This window comes from Promicromonospora sp. NPDC057488 (assembly GCF_042802395.1).
Classification (GTDB): Bacteria; Actinomycetota; Actinomycetes; order Actinomycetales; family Cellulomonadaceae; genus Promicromonospora.
In genome coordinates, this window is record NZ_JBHVEG010000123.1 from 1 (window position 1) to 19,016 (window position 19,016).

The 19,016-nt window shown below is 75.8% G+C and carries 13 protein-coding genes; 5 read left to right on the forward strand and 8 right to left on the reverse strand.

Features of this window, described 5'->3' with window-relative positions:
- Positions 1-84: 84 nt before the first annotated feature.
- From ACFU5G_RS21200 to ACFU5G_RS21215, 4 genes are read right to left on the reverse strand one after another with little or no spacing between them, the layout of a single operon-like run.
- Complete coding sequence (locus tag ACFU5G_RS21200; protein ID WP_026366101.1) at positions 85-447, reverse strand: DUF3499 domain-containing protein; 363 nt, start codon at positions 445-447, stop codon at positions 85-87.
- Between the two features lie 52 nt (positions 448-499).
- Entirely contained in the window at positions 500-1,471 is a 972-nt protein-coding gene (locus ACFU5G_RS21205) for a lysylphosphatidylglycerol synthase domain-containing protein (RefSeq protein ID WP_377249295.1), read from the reverse strand.
- Positions 1,468-2,625: a glycosyltransferase gene (locus ACFU5G_RS21210; protein WP_377249297.1), complete on the reverse strand. Its 1,158-nt coding sequence runs from the start codon at positions 2,623-2,625 to the stop codon at positions 1,468-1,470. Before ACFU5G_RS21210 ends, ACFU5G_RS21205 begins: the two co-directional genes overlap by 4 nt.
- On the reverse strand, positions 2,625-3,692 hold the full coding sequence (locus tag ACFU5G_RS21215) for a glycosyltransferase family 2 protein (RefSeq protein WP_377249299.1): 1,068 nt from the start codon (positions 3,690-3,692) through the stop codon (positions 2,625-2,627). Before ACFU5G_RS21215 ends, ACFU5G_RS21210 begins: the two co-directional genes overlap by 1 nt.
- A gap of 166 nt (positions 3,693-3,858) precedes the next feature.
- On the opposite strand from ACFU5G_RS21215, the gene ACFU5G_RS21220 reads away from it, so the two are divergent.
- Positions 3,859-5,499 carry a glycosyltransferase family 39 protein gene (locus ACFU5G_RS21220; protein WP_377249301.1) on the forward strand — a complete coding sequence of 547 codons (1,641 nt, stop codon included), beginning with the start codon at positions 3,859-3,861 and terminating at the stop codon, positions 5,497-5,499.
- Between the two features lie 1,402 nt (positions 5,500-6,901).
- On the opposite strand, the gene ACFU5G_RS21225 is transcribed toward ACFU5G_RS21220, so the two are convergent.
- Positions 6,902-8,563: a DUF2142 domain-containing protein gene (locus tag ACFU5G_RS21225; RefSeq protein WP_377249303.1), complete on the reverse strand. Its 1,662-nt coding sequence runs from the start codon at positions 8,561-8,563 to the stop codon at positions 6,902-6,904.
- A gap of 91 nt (positions 8,564-8,654) precedes the next feature.
- Between ACFU5G_RS21225 and ACFU5G_RS21230 the strand changes: the two genes are divergently transcribed.
- Positions 8,655-9,281 (forward strand): metallopeptidase family protein, encoded by a 627-nt coding sequence (locus tag ACFU5G_RS21230; RefSeq protein WP_377249305.1) that lies wholly within the window; start codon positions 8,655-8,657, stop codon positions 9,279-9,281.
- On the opposite strand, the gene ACFU5G_RS21235 is transcribed toward ACFU5G_RS21230, so the two are convergent.
- The 3 genes from ACFU5G_RS21235 to ACFU5G_RS21245 form a co-directional block, all read right to left on the reverse strand.
- Complete coding sequence (locus tag ACFU5G_RS21235) at positions 9,278-10,894, reverse strand: DUF5719 family protein (RefSeq protein WP_377249307.1); 1,617 nt, start codon at positions 10,892-10,894, stop codon at positions 9,278-9,280. The genes ACFU5G_RS21230 and ACFU5G_RS21235 overlap by 4 nt on opposite strands.
- The gene (locus ACFU5G_RS21240; RefSeq protein ID WP_377249309.1) at positions 10,891-14,283 is read right to left on the reverse strand and encodes a glycosyltransferase; all 3,393 of its coding nucleotides are present in this window, start codon (positions 14,281-14,283) and stop codon (positions 10,891-10,893) included. Before ACFU5G_RS21240 ends, ACFU5G_RS21235 begins: the two co-directional genes overlap by 4 nt.
- Positions 14,284-14,385: 102 nt before the next feature.
- Positions 14,386-14,727 carry a WhiB family transcriptional regulator gene (locus tag ACFU5G_RS21245; RefSeq protein ID WP_036960858.1) on the reverse strand — a complete coding sequence of 114 codons (342 nt, stop codon included), beginning with the start codon at positions 14,725-14,727 and terminating at the stop codon, positions 14,386-14,388.
- 483 nt (positions 14,728-15,210) lie between these two features.
- On the opposite strand from ACFU5G_RS21245, the gene ACFU5G_RS21250 reads away from it, so the two are divergent.
- The 3 genes from ACFU5G_RS21250 (at position 15,211) to ACFU5G_RS21260 (ending at position 18,971) form a co-directional block, all read left to right on the forward strand.
- Positions 15,211-15,945 carry a TIGR03089 family protein gene (locus ACFU5G_RS21250; RefSeq protein ID WP_377249311.1) on the forward strand — a complete coding sequence of 245 codons (735 nt, stop codon included), beginning with the start codon at positions 15,211-15,213 and terminating at the stop codon, positions 15,943-15,945.
- A 112-nt stretch (positions 15,946-16,057) separates the two neighbouring features.
- Positions 16,058-17,377 (forward strand): LCP family protein, encoded by a 1,320-nt coding sequence (locus tag ACFU5G_RS21255; RefSeq protein WP_377249313.1) that lies wholly within the window; start codon positions 16,058-16,060, stop codon positions 17,375-17,377.
- 391 nt (positions 17,378-17,768) lie between these two features.
- Entirely contained in the window at positions 17,769-18,971 is a 1,203-nt protein-coding gene (locus ACFU5G_RS21260) for an LCP family protein (RefSeq protein ID WP_377249315.1), read from the forward strand.
- Positions 18,972-19,016: the final 45 nt, after the last annotated feature.

Sequence of the window (19,016 nt, forward strand, 5' to 3'; positions counted from 1 at the left end):
GTCGGCACCCCGGGGTGCCGACCACCTGACATTCTGCCGACCGCCTGATTCCTGCCGACCAAGCCGCGCGGTCAGGTCACCCGGTCAGGCCGAGTTGTCGTCGTCCGCGCGCAGCACGCGCAGGTGGCCGCGGCGGGCCGTCTCCGTGACCGTCGGCGGTTCTGCCGGACGACGCCGGCGGCCGGCCTCGCGGACGGCGTCGGCCAGCGCGGAGAGGTCGTCGGGGCTCGGCCCCGCGTCCTCGAACTCGGGCATGAGGCGGACCACCTCCCACCCGCGCGGCGCGGTCAGCCGTTCGGCGTGCTCCGCACACAGGTCGTAGCTGTGGGGCTCGGCCAGGTGCGCAAGCGGACCCAGGACCGCGGTCGAGTCCGCGTACACGTACGTGAGCGTCGCCACGGCCGCATTGGTGCAGGCCGAGCGCGAACACTGTCTCACCGATCTCACGCGCCGAGACTACGCCGCTGACCGGGTAGGACGTGCCGAACACGCCGGGCATTCATGGGCGTAACGGCGGGGATCCGGCATGTATTCGCCCGGCGGACCGGGTGAGCAGCAGGCCGGCACCCGCGAACGCGAGGTCGACCACCGTCAGGACCACCCGGCTGACCAGCACCGCGAGCCCCGCGGACGGGCCCGCGAGCGACCCGGCGAGCACCGCCGCGAGCACCACCTCGCGCACGCCGGCGCCGGCCGGCGCGAGCACGAACAGGAAGCCGGCGGTCCAGGCGAGCGCCCAGCCGCCGGTCGCCAGGGCGAACGTCCGGGCGGTCGGCGGCAGGCCCAGGCCCGCGCAGAGCACCCAGAGCTGCAGGCCGGCCACGAGCCAGCCCGCCACCGACCACGCGGCGGCGCGGCCCAGGCCGCCCCAGGTCATCGGGTGCTCCAGCGCGTCGCGCCGGGTGGCCCGCAGGGCCAGCCCGATCAGGCGGTTCAGCACCGGCGGCGCGAGGACCAGCACCACCACGGGCGCGGCCCACACCACCCAGGACCACGCGCCCAGCGCCCCGGCGGAGACGAACGGCAGCGCCACCGCGCCCACCGCCGCGCCCGAGGCCACCGAGACGGCGACCGCCACCAGCATGGAGGCCGCCGACCGACGGCGCGGCACCCCGTGCCCGGCGCCCACCTCGGCGGCGGCCACCACGTTCCACACGCCACCCGGCACGTACTTGCCGAGCTGGCTGATCCCGAACACCGCCACGGCGCCGCGGAGCGGCAGCGGCGAGCCCAGGTCGGCCAGGATCGCGCGCCACGCCAGCAGCGTGCACCACACGTACAGGACGCCGAGGACGCCGACCAGCGCCACCTCGGCCACGGACAGCCCGGCCGCGGCCCGCAGCAGCGCCTCCCGGTGGGCGAGCACGTACCAGAGCGCCAGCGCCAGCGCGACGACGAGGAAGCCCCAGCGCACCCAGGGCGACCGGAGCGCCGCGAGCACGCGGGACGGCAGGGAGCGGGGCGCGCTCACCGGACGTCCCGCCGGCGCAGCTCGGCCGCCAGCGGCTCGGTGACCACCTGCGGGCGGATCCGGTCGCCGCCGCGGGCGGCGCGCTCGCGCGCGGCGGCCAGCGCGGCGGGGTCGCAGAGGTCGGTCAGCCGGGCCGCGAGCGCCGCGGCGTCGGCCGGCGGGACGAGCTCGAGGCTCTCCCCGAGCGCGCGGCGCTGGGGCGGGGTGTCGGAGGTGACGACGACGCAGCCGGCGGCGAGCCCCTGGTACACCTTGTTCGGCACCACGCGCAGGCCCTTGGGGGTGTCGCTGAAGATGCCGAGGCAGACGTCGTGGCCGGCGACCAGGGCGGGCAGCTCGCCGGGCTCGACCCAGTCGTGCCAGGTCACGCCGGGGGTGCCGGCGAGGGTCTCGCGGGTGCGGGCCAGGTCCTGGCCGGTGCCGACCAGCGTCACGCGCAGGGGTGCGCCCGCGGCGACGGCGTCGCGCACGGCCTCGGCGATCACGGGGGCGCCCTGGAGCGGGGTGTACAGCCCGAAGAAGACGACCGACAGCGGGGCGAGGGTCTCGACAGGCTCGACCAGCGAGGGCCGAGGCTCGATCTGCGACGACCGAGGCTCGACCTGCGACGGCCGGGACCCGACCTGCGGGGGTCGCCACTCGTCCGGCGCGCCGACCAGCACGACGACGCCCTTGCGGGGGTCGGGGAGCAGCTGCCGGTGCTCCTCGGTGTCGGTGACCACGACGTCGGCGCAGGCGGTCGCGAGCCGGTCCAGCCCCGTGAGCAGCCGGACGCGCAGGCCGGTGGCCCCGCGGTCGGCGGCGGTGTCACCGGCGAAGACGAGGTGGTCGAGCACGACCACGGCCCGGGGGTGCAGCAGGCGGGCGAGCAGCACGTCGAAGTGGCCGAGGTACCCGACGAGCACGGCCCGGGGCCGGCCCTCCGCGCGGCGCAGCCGCACGGCGTCGCCCGTCAGGCCCGCCCAGCGGTGCAGCAGGCGGGCCGCCAGGACGGGCAGCCGCCACGGCTGCTGCAGCATCCGCACGCGTTCGGCGGTGGAGAACCCGAGGGGGCGGTTGAGCTCGGTGACCTTGACGCCGTGGGCGCGCAGCCCGGCGACCAGCACGGCCGTGCGGGGGTGCCGTGCGGCGTCGTACGTGCCGAAGGTGATCACTACACGGCCGCCGGGACGTCCGCCAGGCCGGACCCGGCGGGCCGGCCCGGGGCCGCGGAGGGCTTGGCCGTCCGTTCGGCCGACGCCGCGCGTCCGGCCGGCCCGGCCGCCGGAGCCGGGCCCGTGGTCGTGCCGTACTGCACCTCCTTGAGGCGCTCCAGCGTCTCCTCGAGCAGCACCCGGTTGGTGCGCTGGAGGTCGGCCAGGACGAGCAGGGCGAAGCTGAGCAGCGCCCCCACCAGCGACGTCGCCCCGAGCACGATGGACTGCAGGTGCTGCCCGGCGGTCCCCGTGGCCAGGAGCACCGCGTAGCGGCCGAACGGCACCAGCGCGCCGAACGCGAACAGGAGCCCGAGCGTGACGAACACCGTGTGCGGCTTGAACATGACGTAGGACCGGCTGATCGCCTGACCCGACTTGGCGATGTGCTGCCACATGCTGCTGAACAGCCGCGACTCGCGCGTCTTCGGGTTGGTCGTGACCGGCAGGCTCTGGATCCGCATCCGCTTGTGCCCGGCCTGGATGATCGTCTCCATGCAGTAGCTGAACTGCGTGACGACGTTCAGGCGCAGCAGCGCCGAGCGCGAGTAGGCGCGGAACCCGCTCGCGGCGTCGGGCAGGTCGGTCCCGGCGGCGAAGTTCACCACGGCGCTGCCCACCTGCTGCAGGGTCTTCTTCAGCGGGGAGAAGTGCTCGATGGTGGCGGTCTGCCGGTCGGCGATCACGATGTCGGCGTTGCCCAGGACCACGGGCAGCACCAGGTCGCCGATCCGTTCCTGCGGGTACTGGTTGTCGCCGTCGGTGTTCACCACGATGTCGGCGCCGTGCCGCAGCGCGTAGTCCACGCCGTCACGGAACGACCGGGCGAGCCCCATGTTCCGGGTGTGGTGCACGAAGTGGCGCACACCGAGGCGGCGCGCGACCTCCACGGTGCCGTCCGTGGACCCGTCGTCGACGACCAGGACTTCGATCTCGTCGATCCCCGGGATGCTGCGGGGGATCGTGGCGAGCACGAGAGGAAGCGTCTCTTCCTCGTTCAAGCAGGGGATCTGCACGAACAGCTTCATGGCCTGTGCTTTCGATGAGCAAGTGTTCCAAGGAGCGGTGACTGGCTTCACGAGCGTAGGAGCGGCACATGACCAGGGCGTGAACACTGCGTGCCATGCAATGACTGTTACCCGGCCGTGACCCCGGCGCCCCGGGACGTCAACCTGCCGTGGCTAACCTGCACGCGTGTCCCGACCCCGCACGGTCCCCGTCGTCGTGTGGCTGATCGTGCTGCTGCATCTGGCGGTCATGCTCACGCAGACCTCCGTCTTCCCCAACGTCCGCTCGCCCGACGAGCGCCAGCACGTGGACCTCGTGCTCCAGGTGCGGCAGGGCGACGCCTGGCCGTGGCCCGGACCCGGCACCACCTACGTGACCCAGGGCGTGACGGCGGGCGGCTTCGTCGGCGCCGACAGCCTTTACGGCCCGCAGCACCTGGCCGACCGCGACGACGTGCCGCCCCGCGGCGAGCGCCCGTCGTACCGGGCGGCCGGCGGCACCGCGACGCTGACGGCCGAGGGACCCGACGGGCACCTCGACCCGGTGTTCAACCAGCTCGTGCAGCACCCGCCGCTGTACTACCTGCTGGGCGCGGGCGTCGTCGCACTGGTGCCCGGTTGGGCGGACGCCCCGCTGGACCAGGTCTGGCTGCTGCTGCGCTGGTGGAACGCGCTCCTCGCGCTGCCGCTCCCGCTGCTCCTGTTCGCCACGGCGCGCCGGCTGCGGCTGCCGGAACCCCTGCCGGTCGCGGCGGCCCTCGCCCCGCTCGCCGTCCCCGAGCTGACGCACCTGGAGTCCGCGGTGAACAACGACAACCTGCTGGTGGTCCTCGGCGCGTGCGCCACGCTGCTCGTGACCAGGGTCCTGACCGGCGACCTGAGCCGCCGCACGGCGCTGCTGCTCGGGCTGGTCTCCACGCTCGCGCTGCTCACCAAGGGCTTCGCGCTCATGTTCCCGGCGTGGATCCTCCTGGCCTACGGCGTCGTCGCGTGGCGGCACCGCGAGCGCCTGCGGCCCGCCGTGACGTCGCTGCTCGTGGTCGCCGCGGCCACCCTGCCCGGCCTGGCGTGGTGGGTGCGCAACGTCGTGGTCCACGGGATGCTCCAGCCGCACGGCACGCACGCCACCCCGCCCGACCTCACCCCGGTGTACGGCTGGGCCGACGGCGGCCTGTCCTGGCTCGCGCGGTTCGCCGAGCGCATGGTCACGCTCTTCTTCGTCCAGGACCACGCGGCGGCCCGGGCGCACGACGCGTCGTGGTGGATGGCGCGGGTCGCGCTCGTCGTCCTCCTCGCCGGGCTCGCCGCGGCGCTGGTGCGCCGCCCGCTCCCCCGGGCCCACGTGCTCGTGCTCCTGTTCCCCGTGCCGGCCCTGGCCGGGATCGTGGCCCGCGGGTCCTGGGAGCAGTTCGCGGCGTTCGGCGACACCGGCGCCGCGCAGCAGGGGCGCTACCTGTACACGGGCCTGGTCGGCCTGCTCGTCGTCGCGCTCGCCGGGGCCGCCGTGCTGCGGCCCGCCTGGCGGCGGGCGACGCCGCTCGCCCTGCTCGGGCTCGCCGGGGGCATGCACCTGGCCTTCCAGCACGACGTGTGGAAGCTGTACTGGTGGCCCGCGGACGACGGGCCGGAGGCGCTCGCCCGCGCCGTGGCCGCCGTCGGCCACTGGTACGCCTTCCCTGCCGGCGTGCTGGTCACGGTCGTGGCCGCCGGGCTGGTGCTCGCCGCCGCGGTGGCCGTCTCGCTCACCCGGACCGCCCTGGAGACGGGACCGCCCGCCCGGGCCGCGGGCGTGCCGGGGACCGGCGCCGACCCGGTGCTGGCCGCATGACCCGCCTGCTGCGCCCGCGCGTGCGGGCCTGGTTCGTCGCCCGGGGCCGCCCCGGCACCGCCGCGCTCGCCGAGCGCAGGGCGGTCCTGGTCGCGGTGCTCTGCGGCATGCTGCTGTCCCTGACGGTCGCGCTCGCCGACGCCCCGTACGCGACCGGCGACGAGCCCCCGCACGTCGACTACGCCTACCAGGTGTGGCACGGCGACCTGCCGGTCTTCGAGGACGGGCTGGAGCTGCGGCCCGACGGCGCCTGGCTCGCCCCCGTGCAGTGGACCGCGCAGCACCCGCCGCTGTACTACCTGCTGGTCGCCCCGCTCGTGGGTCCCCTGGCGGACGCCGGCCACCCGGTCGGCGCCGTCTACGCCGCGCGCGGGGTGAATGTGCTGCTCAGCGGGGTCTTAGTGCTCGCGGCGTGGTGGAGCGCGCGCCGCCTGACCCGGCCGGGCAGCACCCTGCCGCAGCTCGTCGCGTTCCTGGCGGGCGCCATGCCCGCCGCGGCGCACGTGGGCGGCGGCGCGTACAACGACCTGCTGGCCGCCACGGGCGTCACCGTGCTGTTCGGGCTGGCCGGCACCGTGGTGCGGCGCGGCCTCGACGCGCGCCTCGTCACCCTCCTGTCTCTGGTCGCGGCGGCCTGCGCCCTGACCCGGCTGTCCGCCGCGCTCATCGCCGCCGTGGTCGCGGGCATGGCCCTGCTCGCCGGGGCGGTCCGGGCCGGGCAGGGCCGCGGGCGGTGGGCGCACGTCACCGCGCTGGCGGTGGCCGGGCCCGGCGCGGTGCTGGTCACCAGCGGCTGGTTCTACCTGCGCAACCTGGAGCTGACCGGCAACCTCACCGGGTCGCACTTCGACTGGGCGCTGGCCAACCAGAACCGGCAGGAGCGGCCCGTGTGGGCGGTGCTCGCCGACCCGGTGACCTGGACCCGCCTGCCCGACCTGTTCTGGTGGGCCGGCCGCCTGCCGCCGAACACCGCCCTGACGGCCACCACGCTCGCCCTCACGGCCGTGCTGCTCGTGTGGACGCCGCTCGTGATCGCCCTGGTCGTCGCGATCCGGCGCCGGCGGGCGGGTGCCCGGGGAGCAGGGCCCAAGGGGGCCGGGGCCCAGCCGCCGTCGGCCGGACCCGGCGACGCCCCGGCCCGCCGGACCGACCGGCTGCTGCTGCGGGCCCTGCCGTTCGTCGCCGTCCTGGTCTCGGTGTCGGTGCAGGTCGGGTACGCCGCCAGCAGCGGCGGCGTCTACCCGCGGTACCTGCTCGTGGTGTCCGTGCCGCTGTGCCTCGCGATCGCCGCGGGGCTCTCGGTACGGCCCAGGCTGCTCGTGCCGGCCTGGACCGCGCTGACCCTGCTCGACCTCGCGGTCTGGCTGTCCGTCGAGCTGGCCAGCCCCGCGCCGCCCGGGTACTACTCCGAGCTGCCGCTGCCGGCCGCCGTCGTGGGCGCGCTCGCCGCGGCCGCCGTGGCGACGTCGGCGGTGCTCGCGCTCCGCGCGGTGGCGGCCGGTTCCGCGGCCGCGAACCGCGCGGTCGCCAGCACCGCGGCGACGCCGACGGCCACGACCACGACGCCGACCGCCACGAGCTGAGGGCCGGTCAGCGGGCTCCAGCCGGCCCAGCGGGCCGCGGCGTCGGCCACGGACTCGCCCGGGCCCCGGTAGAAGCCCTCGAACCCGTAGGCGAGGCCGCTCGCGGCGGCCAGGCCGGCGGCGCCGACCAGCCACGGCGTCGCCCGGCGCAGGCGCGGGCCGAGCAGGGTGACCAGGCCCAGCGCGGTCCCGGCGCTCAGCGCCAGGAGCCCGGCGAACAGGTACCGGCCCTGGATCGCGGAGATCCAGCCGTGGGCCGCGTAGTCGGGCCAGGCGTTGACCAGCACGCCGCACCACAGGGCCGCGGGCTGCAGCAGGAGCACGGCGGTGGCGCGCCGCGCGGGCCCGCGCGCCACCGCCACCGCGCACAGGAGGGCCACGACCACGGCGGCGGACCAGAAGACGGCGTCGGGCAGGCGGATCTCCAGCCAGCCGAAGTTGCCGAAGAACGACCGGGTCAGGCCGGTCACGACGACCCGCAGGAAGTACCAGAGGCCGCGCGGCTCGTCGTCCAGGAACCGGTCCGGGATGCCCACCGGCTGCACGGTGCCCAGCACCAGCAGGTTGCGCAGCCACCACCAGCCGCCGACGGCGAACGCCACACCGCCCGCGAGCGCCGCGCCGCCCACGCGCCGGCCCCGCGGGCCGGCCGCCAGCAGGTAGGCCGCCAGGACCACGGGCAGCGCGAAGGCCGCCATGACCTTGGTGAGCAGCCCGACGCCCACCGCCGCGCCGAGCGCCGCCGCCGTCCGCGGCCGCAGGTCGCCCGTGACGACGCGCACGCAGAGGTAGGCGGTCACCGCGCCGCTGAGCATGACGAGCGCGTCGTTGGTGGCGCTGCCCAGGATGTGCCCGGCCTGCGGCACGAACAGCGTGAACGACGCCGCCACCAGGGCCGCCGGCCGCGACCGGGCCAGCCGCCGCACGACCGCGGCCGCCAGCAGCGGCAGGGGCACGAGCAGCGCCACGTCGAACAGCCGCAGCCCGAGCAGCTGGTGGTCCCACCTTGCCTCGGCCAGGCCCGTGACGTGCAGGTAGCCCGCCGCGACCGCGTAGTACAGGGGCGGGTGCTGCGTCATCTGGTCCACGGCCTCGGGGTCGAGGTGCCGCGTGCCGGTCCCGGGCGGCAGCGGTTCGGCCAGGGCGTTCGCGCCGGTCACCGTGCCACGCTCGGCGTCGGTAATGGGCGTCACGTCGACGAACGGGGGGATGCCCTCGCGGTCGAGGTGCCGCCCGGGGACGTCGGTCGCGAGCGCGGCCTGCTCCCGCGCCTCGTCGACGGCGGGGCCCACGAGCGCCTCGCCGGCGGCCGGCCAGCCGCCGCCGTACGCGAGCCGGAGCACGCTGTTCACGTGCTGCGGTTCGTCGGGGGCGCGGAACGCCGGGGTGAGCACCGCCCAGAGCCCGCCCACGAGGGTGACGAGCGCGGTGACCAGGGCCAGGGCTCTGCGGTACGCCGCCTCGGCAGGATCGTCGCGCACGGTCACAGGATAGGGGGACGAGGTTGCCGAACTCGCGCGGCGCGGGCGGCGGGTGACCGATAAGCCCCCCGATCCGACGTATCGTCAGTAGGTGCCTCCGTTTTCTCCTCGTGGCCGGAACCGGCGGTCGGGCCGGGGCTCCGGACCCGCCAGCGGCTCCTCCGGCAGCGGCCAGTCCGGCACCGGCCAGTCCGGGACCGGGTCGGCCGGCTCACCCGGTAACCCGTCCGGCATCCCCAAGGCGTCGCAGGCCGACCTGCTCCGGCTGGCGGCCGCCCGTCCCGGCGAAGCGGGCCAGGACGCCAGGCCCCGGCGCCGCGACCGCCGCGGCCGCGGGCTGCGCGGCCCCATGTTCCCGCCGGGCACGCCCGCGCACCGCACGCGCGCGCAGCGGTTCGACGACCTCGTGCTCGACGTGGTCGAGGACCTCGACCGCACCTGGGCCACGCACCTGCGCGGCACGGAGTTCGCGGTGGAGGACGTGCCGCCGTCCGACCCCGCGCCGTGGGAGGACGGCGGGGTGCTGCTCGGCCGGTTCTTCCCCGCCGAGGCCGGGCGCCCCGGACGCGTGGTGGTCTACCGCCGCCCCGTCGAGGTGCGGGCCGTCGACCTGGAGGACCTCGCCGACCTGGTGCGCGACGTCGTCGTGGAGCAGGTGGCGCACCTGCTGGCACGCACGCCGGAGGAGATCGACCCGAACTTCGGCGAGCGGTCCTAGCCCGCCGCGTCGACCCGGCGCACGCGCACGTCGCCGTCCGCCGCGAGCGGCGGCGTCGGCGCGAGCACGGAGAACAGCGACGTGTCGTCGGAGTCGGCCATCCGCACCGACCACACCACCTCGGGCTCGTCGGCGGACTGCTCGGCCACCACGGCCACGGCGTCGCCCAGGTCCGCCAGCTCCGCCGAGCCCACCTCGACGGTCTGCCCGGCGGGCACGTCGACCTCGTGCGTCCAGGCCTCGGCGCCGTCCGGCCCGACGCCGCGCAGCGTCACCTCGGTGCTGCCCGTCGCGTCGTCGATCCGGTCGGGGTCGCGCTCGCCGGGCACGCCGCTCAGCGTCACGTCGTACGAGACGTCCCCCGGGAGGGCGACCGCGCCGTCGGCCACCCCGCCCGTGGCGGTTACCGCCTGGCCGGTCAGCCATGCCCGGTCGTAGGGGTCGTCGTCGATCACCGCGTCCCGCGCGGCCTTGCCCTTGCGATCCAGGGCCGCGCCGGCCACGACCGGCACGTCGGCGTCCACCACCACGGTGTAGGTGCCCTCGGGCAGCCCGCCCAGCGGCAGCGTGGTCACCTGGCCCGGTTCGAGCGGCAGCTCCTCGCCGCCGCGCAGCCGGACCGGCCCGTCGGGGCCGAGCACCGCGAGCCGGGCGGTGCCGCCCTGCTCCCCCGGCGCCAGGACGTCGAGCCGCGGGGCGTGCGGGTCGTCCACCGCCTCGCCCGCGCTGACCACGCCCGACACCGCGGTGGTCCGCGCGGGCGCTCCCCCGCTCACGACGAGGTCGGCGCCCGCGGGCACCAGGCCGTCGATCCGGTGGTGCTGCACGTACGCGCCGACCCGGCCGCCCTCGGCGGTGACGTGCAGCGTGAGGCGGTTCTGGTCGGGCGCGACGGCCTCCAGCATGGTGACCACCTGCTCGCCCGGCGGCACCACCACGAGCGACTGGCTCCCGAGCACCACGGGCCCGGAGGCCCCCCAGGCCTCGAGGGTCACCGTGGCCGGCGTGCGGCCCGGGTTCTGCAGCACGAGGCGGCCGCTGGAGCCCACCGAGGTGCTGCCGCCCACGAGCCAGTGCTCGACCGCCGGCTCCGCGCACGGCCCGGCGACCAGGCCGCGCAGGTCGCCCTCGGTGGTCACGGACGCCACGGTCGCGGCCGCGTACGTCGCGGCCGACGGCGTCAGCCGCAGCACGCGCGCATCGGGCGGCGTGCCCGTGCGGACCGCGGCGGCGCTCCCCTGCTCCAGCGTGCCCGTGAGGTCCCCCTCCGGCTCGCCGCCGAGCGTGGTGACGACGGGCAGCTCGCCCGCTGCCGGGTCGAGGACGGCCGCCGTCAGCGACGTGGTCGTCTCGACCGGCGTCGCGCTGAACGCGTCGTCGCCGGCGTCCGGCTGCTCCAGGCGCGCCGGCGCGGGGCAGACCAGCCCCGTCTCGGCGGCCGCCACGGGCACCGTGCGAGCGTCGTCGACGGACGGGCCGCTGTCCCGGGCGGCGCCGGGTGCGACCGTGCCCGTCGTGGCGAGGGCGGCGACCGCCGTCGCGCACAGCAGGCCGCCCACGGCGGCCGCCGCGCGGCGCACCGAGGACGGGACCATGAGGTTCTTGCGCTTCATCGACCCCTCCTGCGGCCCACCGGCAGCGCCAGCAGGGCGAAGACAATCAGTGTGAACGTCGTGAGCACGAGCCAGGCTGTGCGGTGCGGTGCCTCGTAGCGGACCACGAGCTGCCCGGCGTCCGGCCCGAGCTCGAAGGCCTGCAGCCCGGCCGACTCGGCCGCCTTCACCCGCTCGAGCCGCTTGCCGTCCAGGCTCGCGTGCCAGCCGCGGCCCGCGGTCTCCGCCAGCACGACGGTGCGGTCCACGGCACCGGCCTCGACGTCCGCCCGCACGACCGTGCCGCCCGACGGCAGCACCTGGCGCGTGGCGCCGTCCTCCTCGATGCGGGCCCAGCCGGGAGCCGGGTCCTCGGCGGGCGCGACCCGCCACACGGAGACGGCCTGCCCCTCGGTCACCCGGCTCATGCCGGGCACCATGTCGAGCGTGGCCACGAGCTCGCCGACGGCGGGCGTGACCGCGCCGCCGGACCGGACCTGCACGGCCCCGATGCCCAGGTCCGCGAGCTGCTGCGGCACCCCCTCGGTGGTGCCGGAGGTCAGCGCGGCGACCACCACGTCGAGCGCGGCGGCCGGGTCGGTGGCGGGGTCCGCGTCCTCGTCGCGCGCCGACGTGGCGGCCCGCGCCGCGACGGAGGCGTCGGCGAGCTGCGAGCCGTCCGCCCGCAGCAGCGCGTACCGGACGGTGCCGTCCTCGGCCACGTCCGCCTGGAGCACGCGGGCCTGGCGGGGCGGCGCCTGCATCTGCTGCCCGACGGCGGGCACCACCGGGTCGGTCGTCACGTGCAGCAGCCCGGCCCGGGCGCCGCTCGCGACGGTTCCGGAGCCGGTCAGCCACACGGCGGCCTGCGCGGCGGGAAGCAGCACGGCCGCGACCACGAGCGCGACGGCGACCACCCTGCGCGTCGAGCCGAAGAAGCCGCTGAGAGTCGCCCCGTGCCCGGTGAGCACACCGGCGCCCGCGACGGCCGCGGCGCCGAGGCCGAGCAGCAGCAGGGACAGGCCGGGGCCGGCCCACCGGCCGTCGTCCTGGGCGAGCACCGCGGCGGCGAGGCCCACGGCCGCGACCAGCCAGCCCACCAGCGACGTCGTCGCGACGTGCCGGCCGGAGCCCGTGAGGTCCTTGCGGCCGATGCCGAGCAGCGCACCCACGAGCCCGACCAGCGCCAGCGCGACCACCAGCGCCCCGAGCGCCCACGGGGCGGCCGCGACCACGGCGCGGGCGGCGGTCGACAGGGGCCCGTCGCCGGGCACGTCGAGCCAGGCGGCGGGCGCGGCCGGCAGGCCGAGCAGCAGCTCCAGGCCCGAGGCCGCGGCCGGGGCCGGCACGCCCGAGCCCGCGAGGGGCTCGGCGGTCAGGAGGCCCAGGTCGCGGTCCCGCAGCACCGTCCACCACAGCGGCGCGCCGACCACGAGAGCGGGCGCCAGGGCCAGCACGAGGTGCACCCGGCGGCGCGGGGCGACGAGCAGCGCGCCCGCGAGCACCAGCACCGCGGCGGGGAGCAGCACCGGCGCGCCCGCGACCACGCAGGCCAGCAGCAGGCCGCCGGCACCGGCCGCGCCCAGCGAGCCGGTGCCCGTCCGGGCGCTCGGACGCGGGCCGGGTGCGGAGTGCGAGCCGTGCGAGCCGGCCGGCCGCTCCGCGAGGTCGTCGGCGTGCGCGACCTCGTCGACGGCCTGGGCGCCGACCGCACGCACGAGCGCGACGGCGGTCCACGGCAGCAGGGCGTGCACCAGCACCGCGCCGAGCAGGCCGCCGTCCAGCGAGCCGAGGAACGCGGGGGCGACCGTCCACGCGAGCGCGGCGAGCACCCGCAGCCACACGGAGCGCGTCACGGTGCCCGCGGCGGCCCAGGCACCCACGGCGGCGAGCGGCAGCGCGAGCAGGAGCAGCGCGTTCACGGCGTGCTGCAGGGTGCCGCCCGCCAGCACGGACAGCCCGGAGAGCACGAACAGGAGGGGGTCGGCCGGTGCGGCCGTGCCGAGCCCGTCGCGCACCCAGCCGGACGTCGCGGCCGACCACGTGGTCGCCGTCGTGCCGCCGGCCGGGAGCAGGGCGCCGCCGACCAGCCGGCCGCCCGAGGCGAGCGCACCCAGCCCCGGGCCGAACAGCGCGGCCGCCAGCCCGACGGCGGCCACCACGACCACGGCGAGCGCCGAGCGCCGCCGGACGGCCAGGACCTGCAGCTCGGCCTGCTCCAGCTCGGACGGCGCCTCGTCGACCCGGTGGGCCTCCCCGCGGGCGAGCCGCTTGTCGCGCCGCTCCGCGGCCACCTCGCGCCAGGTGCCCAGCAGCGGCCGCAGCACGCCGCGCGGCACGGTCGACGTGCGCTTGGCGCGGCGCCGGGCGCGCAGCAGCGGACCGAGGCGGAACACCGCCCACAGGGGCGCGAGCAGCTCGTCGCGAGCGCGGTCGGGGTGCTTCATCGCGAGCCGGTAGCTCGCGGCGAACGGCGCCCACACCACCATGGCGAGCATCGCGAACGGCAGCACCCACGGCGCGACGGACGTGAGGCGCAGGTAGAGCTGGCTGCGGCGGCGGGCGCCGGCCGAGCCGGGGGCGTGCAGGGCGACCTGCGCGTGCCGCACCACGGCGTCGGGCACGACGACGACGCGGTGTCCGGCGAGCCGCACGCGGCGGCAGAAGTCCGTCGAGTCGCCGAACTGGCCGAAGGCCGGGTCGGTGCCGCCCACCTCGCGCCACACCGACGCACGCACCAGCGCCCCGGCGAGCCCGACGGCGAGGACGTCCTCGCGCGAGTCGTGCTGGCCCTGGTCGATCTCGGTGTCGTCGATGCCCGTCATGCGGCGGCCGAGCGGCGAGACCGTGTGGCCCACCTCCAGGAGCACGCCCCGGTCGGACAGGTCCGGGTCGAGCGGCAGCCCGTCCGGCCCGACCTCCCAGCGGCGCTGCTTGGCGCCCGCGACGGCCACCGCGTTCGAGTGCTCCACCGCGCGGCTCAGCGCGGCGAGCGCGCCCGGCGCGGGCGCGGAGTCGTCGTGCAGCAGCCACAGCCAGCCGTGCTCGGGGGCGCCAGTCACGGCGAGCGCGGCATGGATCGCGTCGCCGAAGGTCCGGGCACCCGCGCCCGCTACGTACCGGGCACCGCCGAGCTGCAGGTCCTGGTGGCCCGACGTCGCAGGGGCGGTGTCGACGTCGACCACGACCACGTCGTCCGGGGTACGCGACTGGGCGCGCAGCGCGGCGAGCGTGGCGGCGAGGTAGGGGCTGCTGCCGCGGGTGACCACGACGGCGGTCACCGTGACCGCCACGGGCGGTTGCACGGTGGGCTGGGCCGGGACCTTGGCCCACACCGGTCCCGCCGGGTTCGTGTGGGACCCCCGGTCCGGGCTGGGAGCCGACAGGCTGTCGGTACGTGGAGCGCTCATCTCGCTCCACATCATGCGGCGCGTCGGGGCCGACACGCCGCAGACGCGCCGGTCGGGCACCGAACGGTGCGCTGGTTGCGCGCCCCCCTCCGAACGGCCTACCTACACGGCGCGGCGCTTGAGCTTGCGGCGCTCACGCTCCGAGAGACCGCCCCAGATACCGAACCGCTCGTCGTTCTCCAGCGCGTAGTCCAGGCACTCCGCCCGCACCTCGCACCCCGAGCAGACCTTCTTGGCCTCGCGGGTGGACCCGCCCTTCTCCGGGAAGAAGGCCTCCGGGTCGGTCTGCGCGCACAGGGCGCGCTCCTGCCAGCCGAGCAGGGAGTCGTCCGGCTCGTTCAGCACATACAGCTCGCCGAAGAGCGGGAGGACCGGTGCGACCGGCGCCACCTCGCTCTCGGCGTCGGTCGGGAACTCCACGTCCGATTCCAGCATGTTCCACATGACGTGCCCCTCCATGCCGTGTCCGTGCCCCGAGGCCTGGCCGGGAGATCGTGCCGATCCACCGACCCATCAAGCCTGACCGGCAAGACCTGCAGTTTCAGGCCCCGTTGCGTATTCGCTACGAAAACTGCATACATGGAATTACACGCGTGTCGCCTGGAGTCGTCAAGCGGAAATGTGCTATCGCCCACGGGTTCCACGGGTAATTCACGAGTCCTTCCGCAGGTCGTGGCGCACGTCTCACTCGCCGGCCGCTTTTCCTGGTCACGAAACCACCGGCGAGTCGACACGCCGGAGAGGCCATCCGCGCGCCCGCGCGACAAAAGCCGGCGAGCCACCGACGACCTGCCGCCGAGAACGCCAAGCGGGTAATTAGACGTACGCCGACGCCGGGAGCAACGCTTCCGGTCGGCCTGCCTGCCCGGGCCCGCCGGGCGTGGTCTCACGTGCCTGCCTCCACGACTTCCGACCTAGGCTGGCCGCATGCAGATCGCGCCTCGCAGCGGCGGCCCCGTGCCCGACGTCGCCTCGCTCCTCGCCCGCCTCGCCGCCGACGGCGGCCAGCCTCGCCTGACCTGGTACGGCGACGACGGCGAACGGGTCGAGCTCTCCGGCGCCGTGCTCGCCAACTGGGCCAGCAAGACCGTCAACCTGCTCGTCGAGGAGTTCGACGCCGCCCCCGGCACCACCGTCGTCGTCGACCTGCCCGTGCACTGGCGTGCCGCGGTGTGGACGCTGGCCGCCTGGCGGACCGGCGCGACCGTGGCCCTGCCCGACGCCGCCGTGGCCGCGCCCGACGTGGTCGTCACCGACACCCCGGGACGCTGGGCCGACGGCGGGGCGGACCTTGTGGTCGTCTCCCTGCCCGCGCTCGCCCGCCGGTACGACGGCGAGCTGCCGCCCGGCGCGATCGACGCCGCCTCGGCCGTGATGACCTACGGCGACGTGATCGGCTGGGTGCCCGAGGTGGACCCGGACCAGGACGCCCTGGTGACCGCGGCGGGCGCCGTCGGGCACAAGGGGCTGGTGCCGGAGCCCGGCGACGGCGCACGGGTGCTCGTGGACGGGCGCGGCGCCGTGGCCGACGTGCTGCGCGCCCTGCTCGGCATCTGGGCCGGCGGCGGCTCGGTGGTCCTCACCTCGGCGGAGACCGCTACCGCCCTGGAGGCCGACGACGCGCGCCGCGAACGGCTGCGCTCCACGGAGCGGATCGACTGACCGGATCGGCCGAGCAGATCGGCTGAACCACAGCGCTCCTCCACGAACCCTCTACGGTCCGCCCCCGGGCGGTGCGCCGCCGTGCAACATGCAGTCTCTAGGATCGGTGACCGTGACATTTCCCGACTTCAGCGCCACAGGTGCGACGAACCCCTCGCGGGGGCCGTCCCATGCCCGGAAGCTGAGACACCTGGGCGGCGCGTCCCGCGTGGTGGCACTGGTGGTCGTCGCGGCCCTCTCCCTCGGGATCGCAGGCGGGGCGACAGCGGTGACCCAGCTGACCGGGAACATCGAGACCGCCGACATGGCCGCCCTCGGTACGAACCGGCCCAAGCAGGTGCTCCCCAAGGACCCGAACGCCGGCACCCCGCTGAACATCGTGGTGATGGGCAGCGACTCGCGCAGCGGTGACAACGACTCCCTGGCGGGCGGCGGCGAGATCGGCGCCCGCTCGGACACCACCGTCGTCATGCACATCTCGGGCGACCGGTCGCGGATCGAGATGATCTCGATCCCCCGCGACTCCACGGTGGACGTCCCGAGCTGCACCACGACCGACGGCGCGACCACGGCCGAGCGGTACGGCACCAAGTTCAACGCCGCGTTCTCGCAGGGCGTGCAGGCCGGCGGCGAGGTCGCCGACGGCGCCCTGTGCGCCGTCAAGACGATCGAGGAGCTCACCGGCGTGTACATGGACGGCTTCATCGTCGTCGACTTCGCCGGCTTCTCCTCGATGATCGACGCCGTGGGCGGCGTCGACGTCTGCGTCGAGCAGGAGATCTACTCCGAGGAGGCGAACCACCTCTCGCTCTCCCCCGGCACGCACACCCTCCAGGGACAGAAGGCCCTCGACTACGCCCGGGCCCGCAAGGGCCCCGGGCTCGGCGACGGGTCCGACCTCGGCCGGATCGGCAGGCAGCAGGAGGTCATGGCCTCGCTCGCCCGCAAGGTGCTGAGCCAGGACGTGCTGACGAACCCGTCGAAGACGCTCAAGTTCCTCAAGGCGGTCACCGGCTCGCTCACCATGAACGACGAGCTGGCCAGCATCGACGGACTCGCCGGGTTGGCCTACTCCATGCGGAACGTACGGCCTGACACGATCACGTTCATGACCGTCCCCAACGAGTACGACCCGAACAACGCGGCTAACGTCGTATGGACGGACGAGGCCGTACAGCTGTGGGACAACGTCAAGCACGACAAGCCCATCGCCGGCGACCCGGACGAGCCGTCGGCAGACCCCTCGGGGTCCGCCACCGAGGACGGGACCACGGGCGAGGAGGGCACCGGGACCGACGCGGGCAGCGGGACGGGGACCGACGCCGAGGCCGGCGACGACGCCTCGACCGAGCCCACGCCGGCCTCGACCGAGATCAAGCAGGCCGGTGAAGAGGCCTTCACCGGCGCCGACACCACCAAGGTCTGCGGCTGAGCCCATGTCAGATCCCAGAACGTCGAAGCGTTCGGCCTCCTCGGCCGACGACGACGTCACGCGCGTCCGGATCCCGCCCAGCTTCACGCCGCAGGGCGTGAGCGGGCGTCCGGGCGCCGACGACGCGATCCCGGTCGGTGACACGGGCGAGCGCCCGCGTACCCTGCCCGGCGCGGCGTCGAGCAGGCAGCAGCAGGGCGGACCCGCGAATGCGGAGACGCCCGGCGTCGGGGTTCCCGGCGTCGGTGGCGCCCACCGCATCGGACGGCCGGAAGGCTCCGACGAAGCGCGCTCAGAACCACGTATCCGTCGACAGTCTTCACGGGAGGTACCGGTGTCCGGCGATCGCAGGGGAACGAATCCCCCGCCTGTTCCACCACGTAGGTCGGGCATGCCCGCGCGCAGCGAGGCCGTCGGGCAGGTGCCGCGCTCGATCCCGCCGCGCCAGGCGCCCCAGGGCGGCGGCCAGCCGCCGCAGGCCATCCCGCCGGGCCGCCCGGTCCGGGCGAGCGCCCAGCCCGTGCGCCCGACGCCGGTGCGCAGCGCCCCGCGCCCCGCGGCCGGCGGCAACGGCCGGGGCGGGAACTACCCCGCCGGCGCCCTCGCCTCGGGCGGGCGCGGCGGCCGCGGCAACGGCAACATCCGCATCCGCAAGGGCCGCGTGGCCGGCGTCATCGCGGTGCTGGTGCTGCTGGCGGTCCTCGCGTGGCCCATCGGGCTGCTGATCTGGGCCAACGGCAAGATCCAGCACGTCGATGCGCTGTCCGGCGCGACGAACACGCCGGGCACCACCTACCTGCTCGCGGGCTCCGACGCGCGCGGCAGCGGCGGCATCGACGACTCCACGAGCGGCGCGCGCACCGACACGATCATGGTGCTGCACAAGCCGCGGTCCGGTCCGGTGGCGCTCATCTCGATCCCCCGTGACACCTTCGCGGAGATGCCTGACGGCTCGGGTGGCAACAAGATCAACGCCGCGTACTCGTACGGCGGCGCGCCGATGCTGGTCCAGACCGTGGAGCAGCTCAGCGGCCTGACCGTCGACCACTACGTCGAGGTCGGCTTCGGCGGCGTCTCGGGCGTCGTGGACGCCGTGGGCGGCGTGCGGCTGTGCCTCGACTACGACGTGCACGACGTGAAGTCAAAGCTCAAGTGGAAGAAGGGCTGCCACGTCGCGGACGGCAAGACGGCGCTGGCGTTCTCCCGCATGCGCTACTCCGACCCGACGGGCGACATCGGCCGCGCGCAGCGGCAGCAGCAGGTCATCGGGGCGATCGGCAAGAAGGTCGCCGACCCCGCCGTGCTGCTCAACCCGGCCAACCAGGTCGGGCTCGCCGACGCCGGCCTCTCGGCCCTGGTGACCGACACCGACACGGGCATCATCGACGTCGCGCAGCTCGGGCTGGCCTTCCGGTCCGCGAACGGCGACGACGGCGTGACCGGCACCCCGCCGATCGCGACGATCAACTACCGGACGCCGTCGGGCGCCTCGGCGGTGCTGCTGGACGAGAACCAGACCGGCGAGTTCTGGGCCAAGATCCGTGACGGCGAGTACCCGGCCGGCGAGAAGATCGGCGGCATGCCGGGCTCCTGACCCGCCCTGCACCCGCTGCGTGTCAGACGCCCAGGTCCCTCGAGG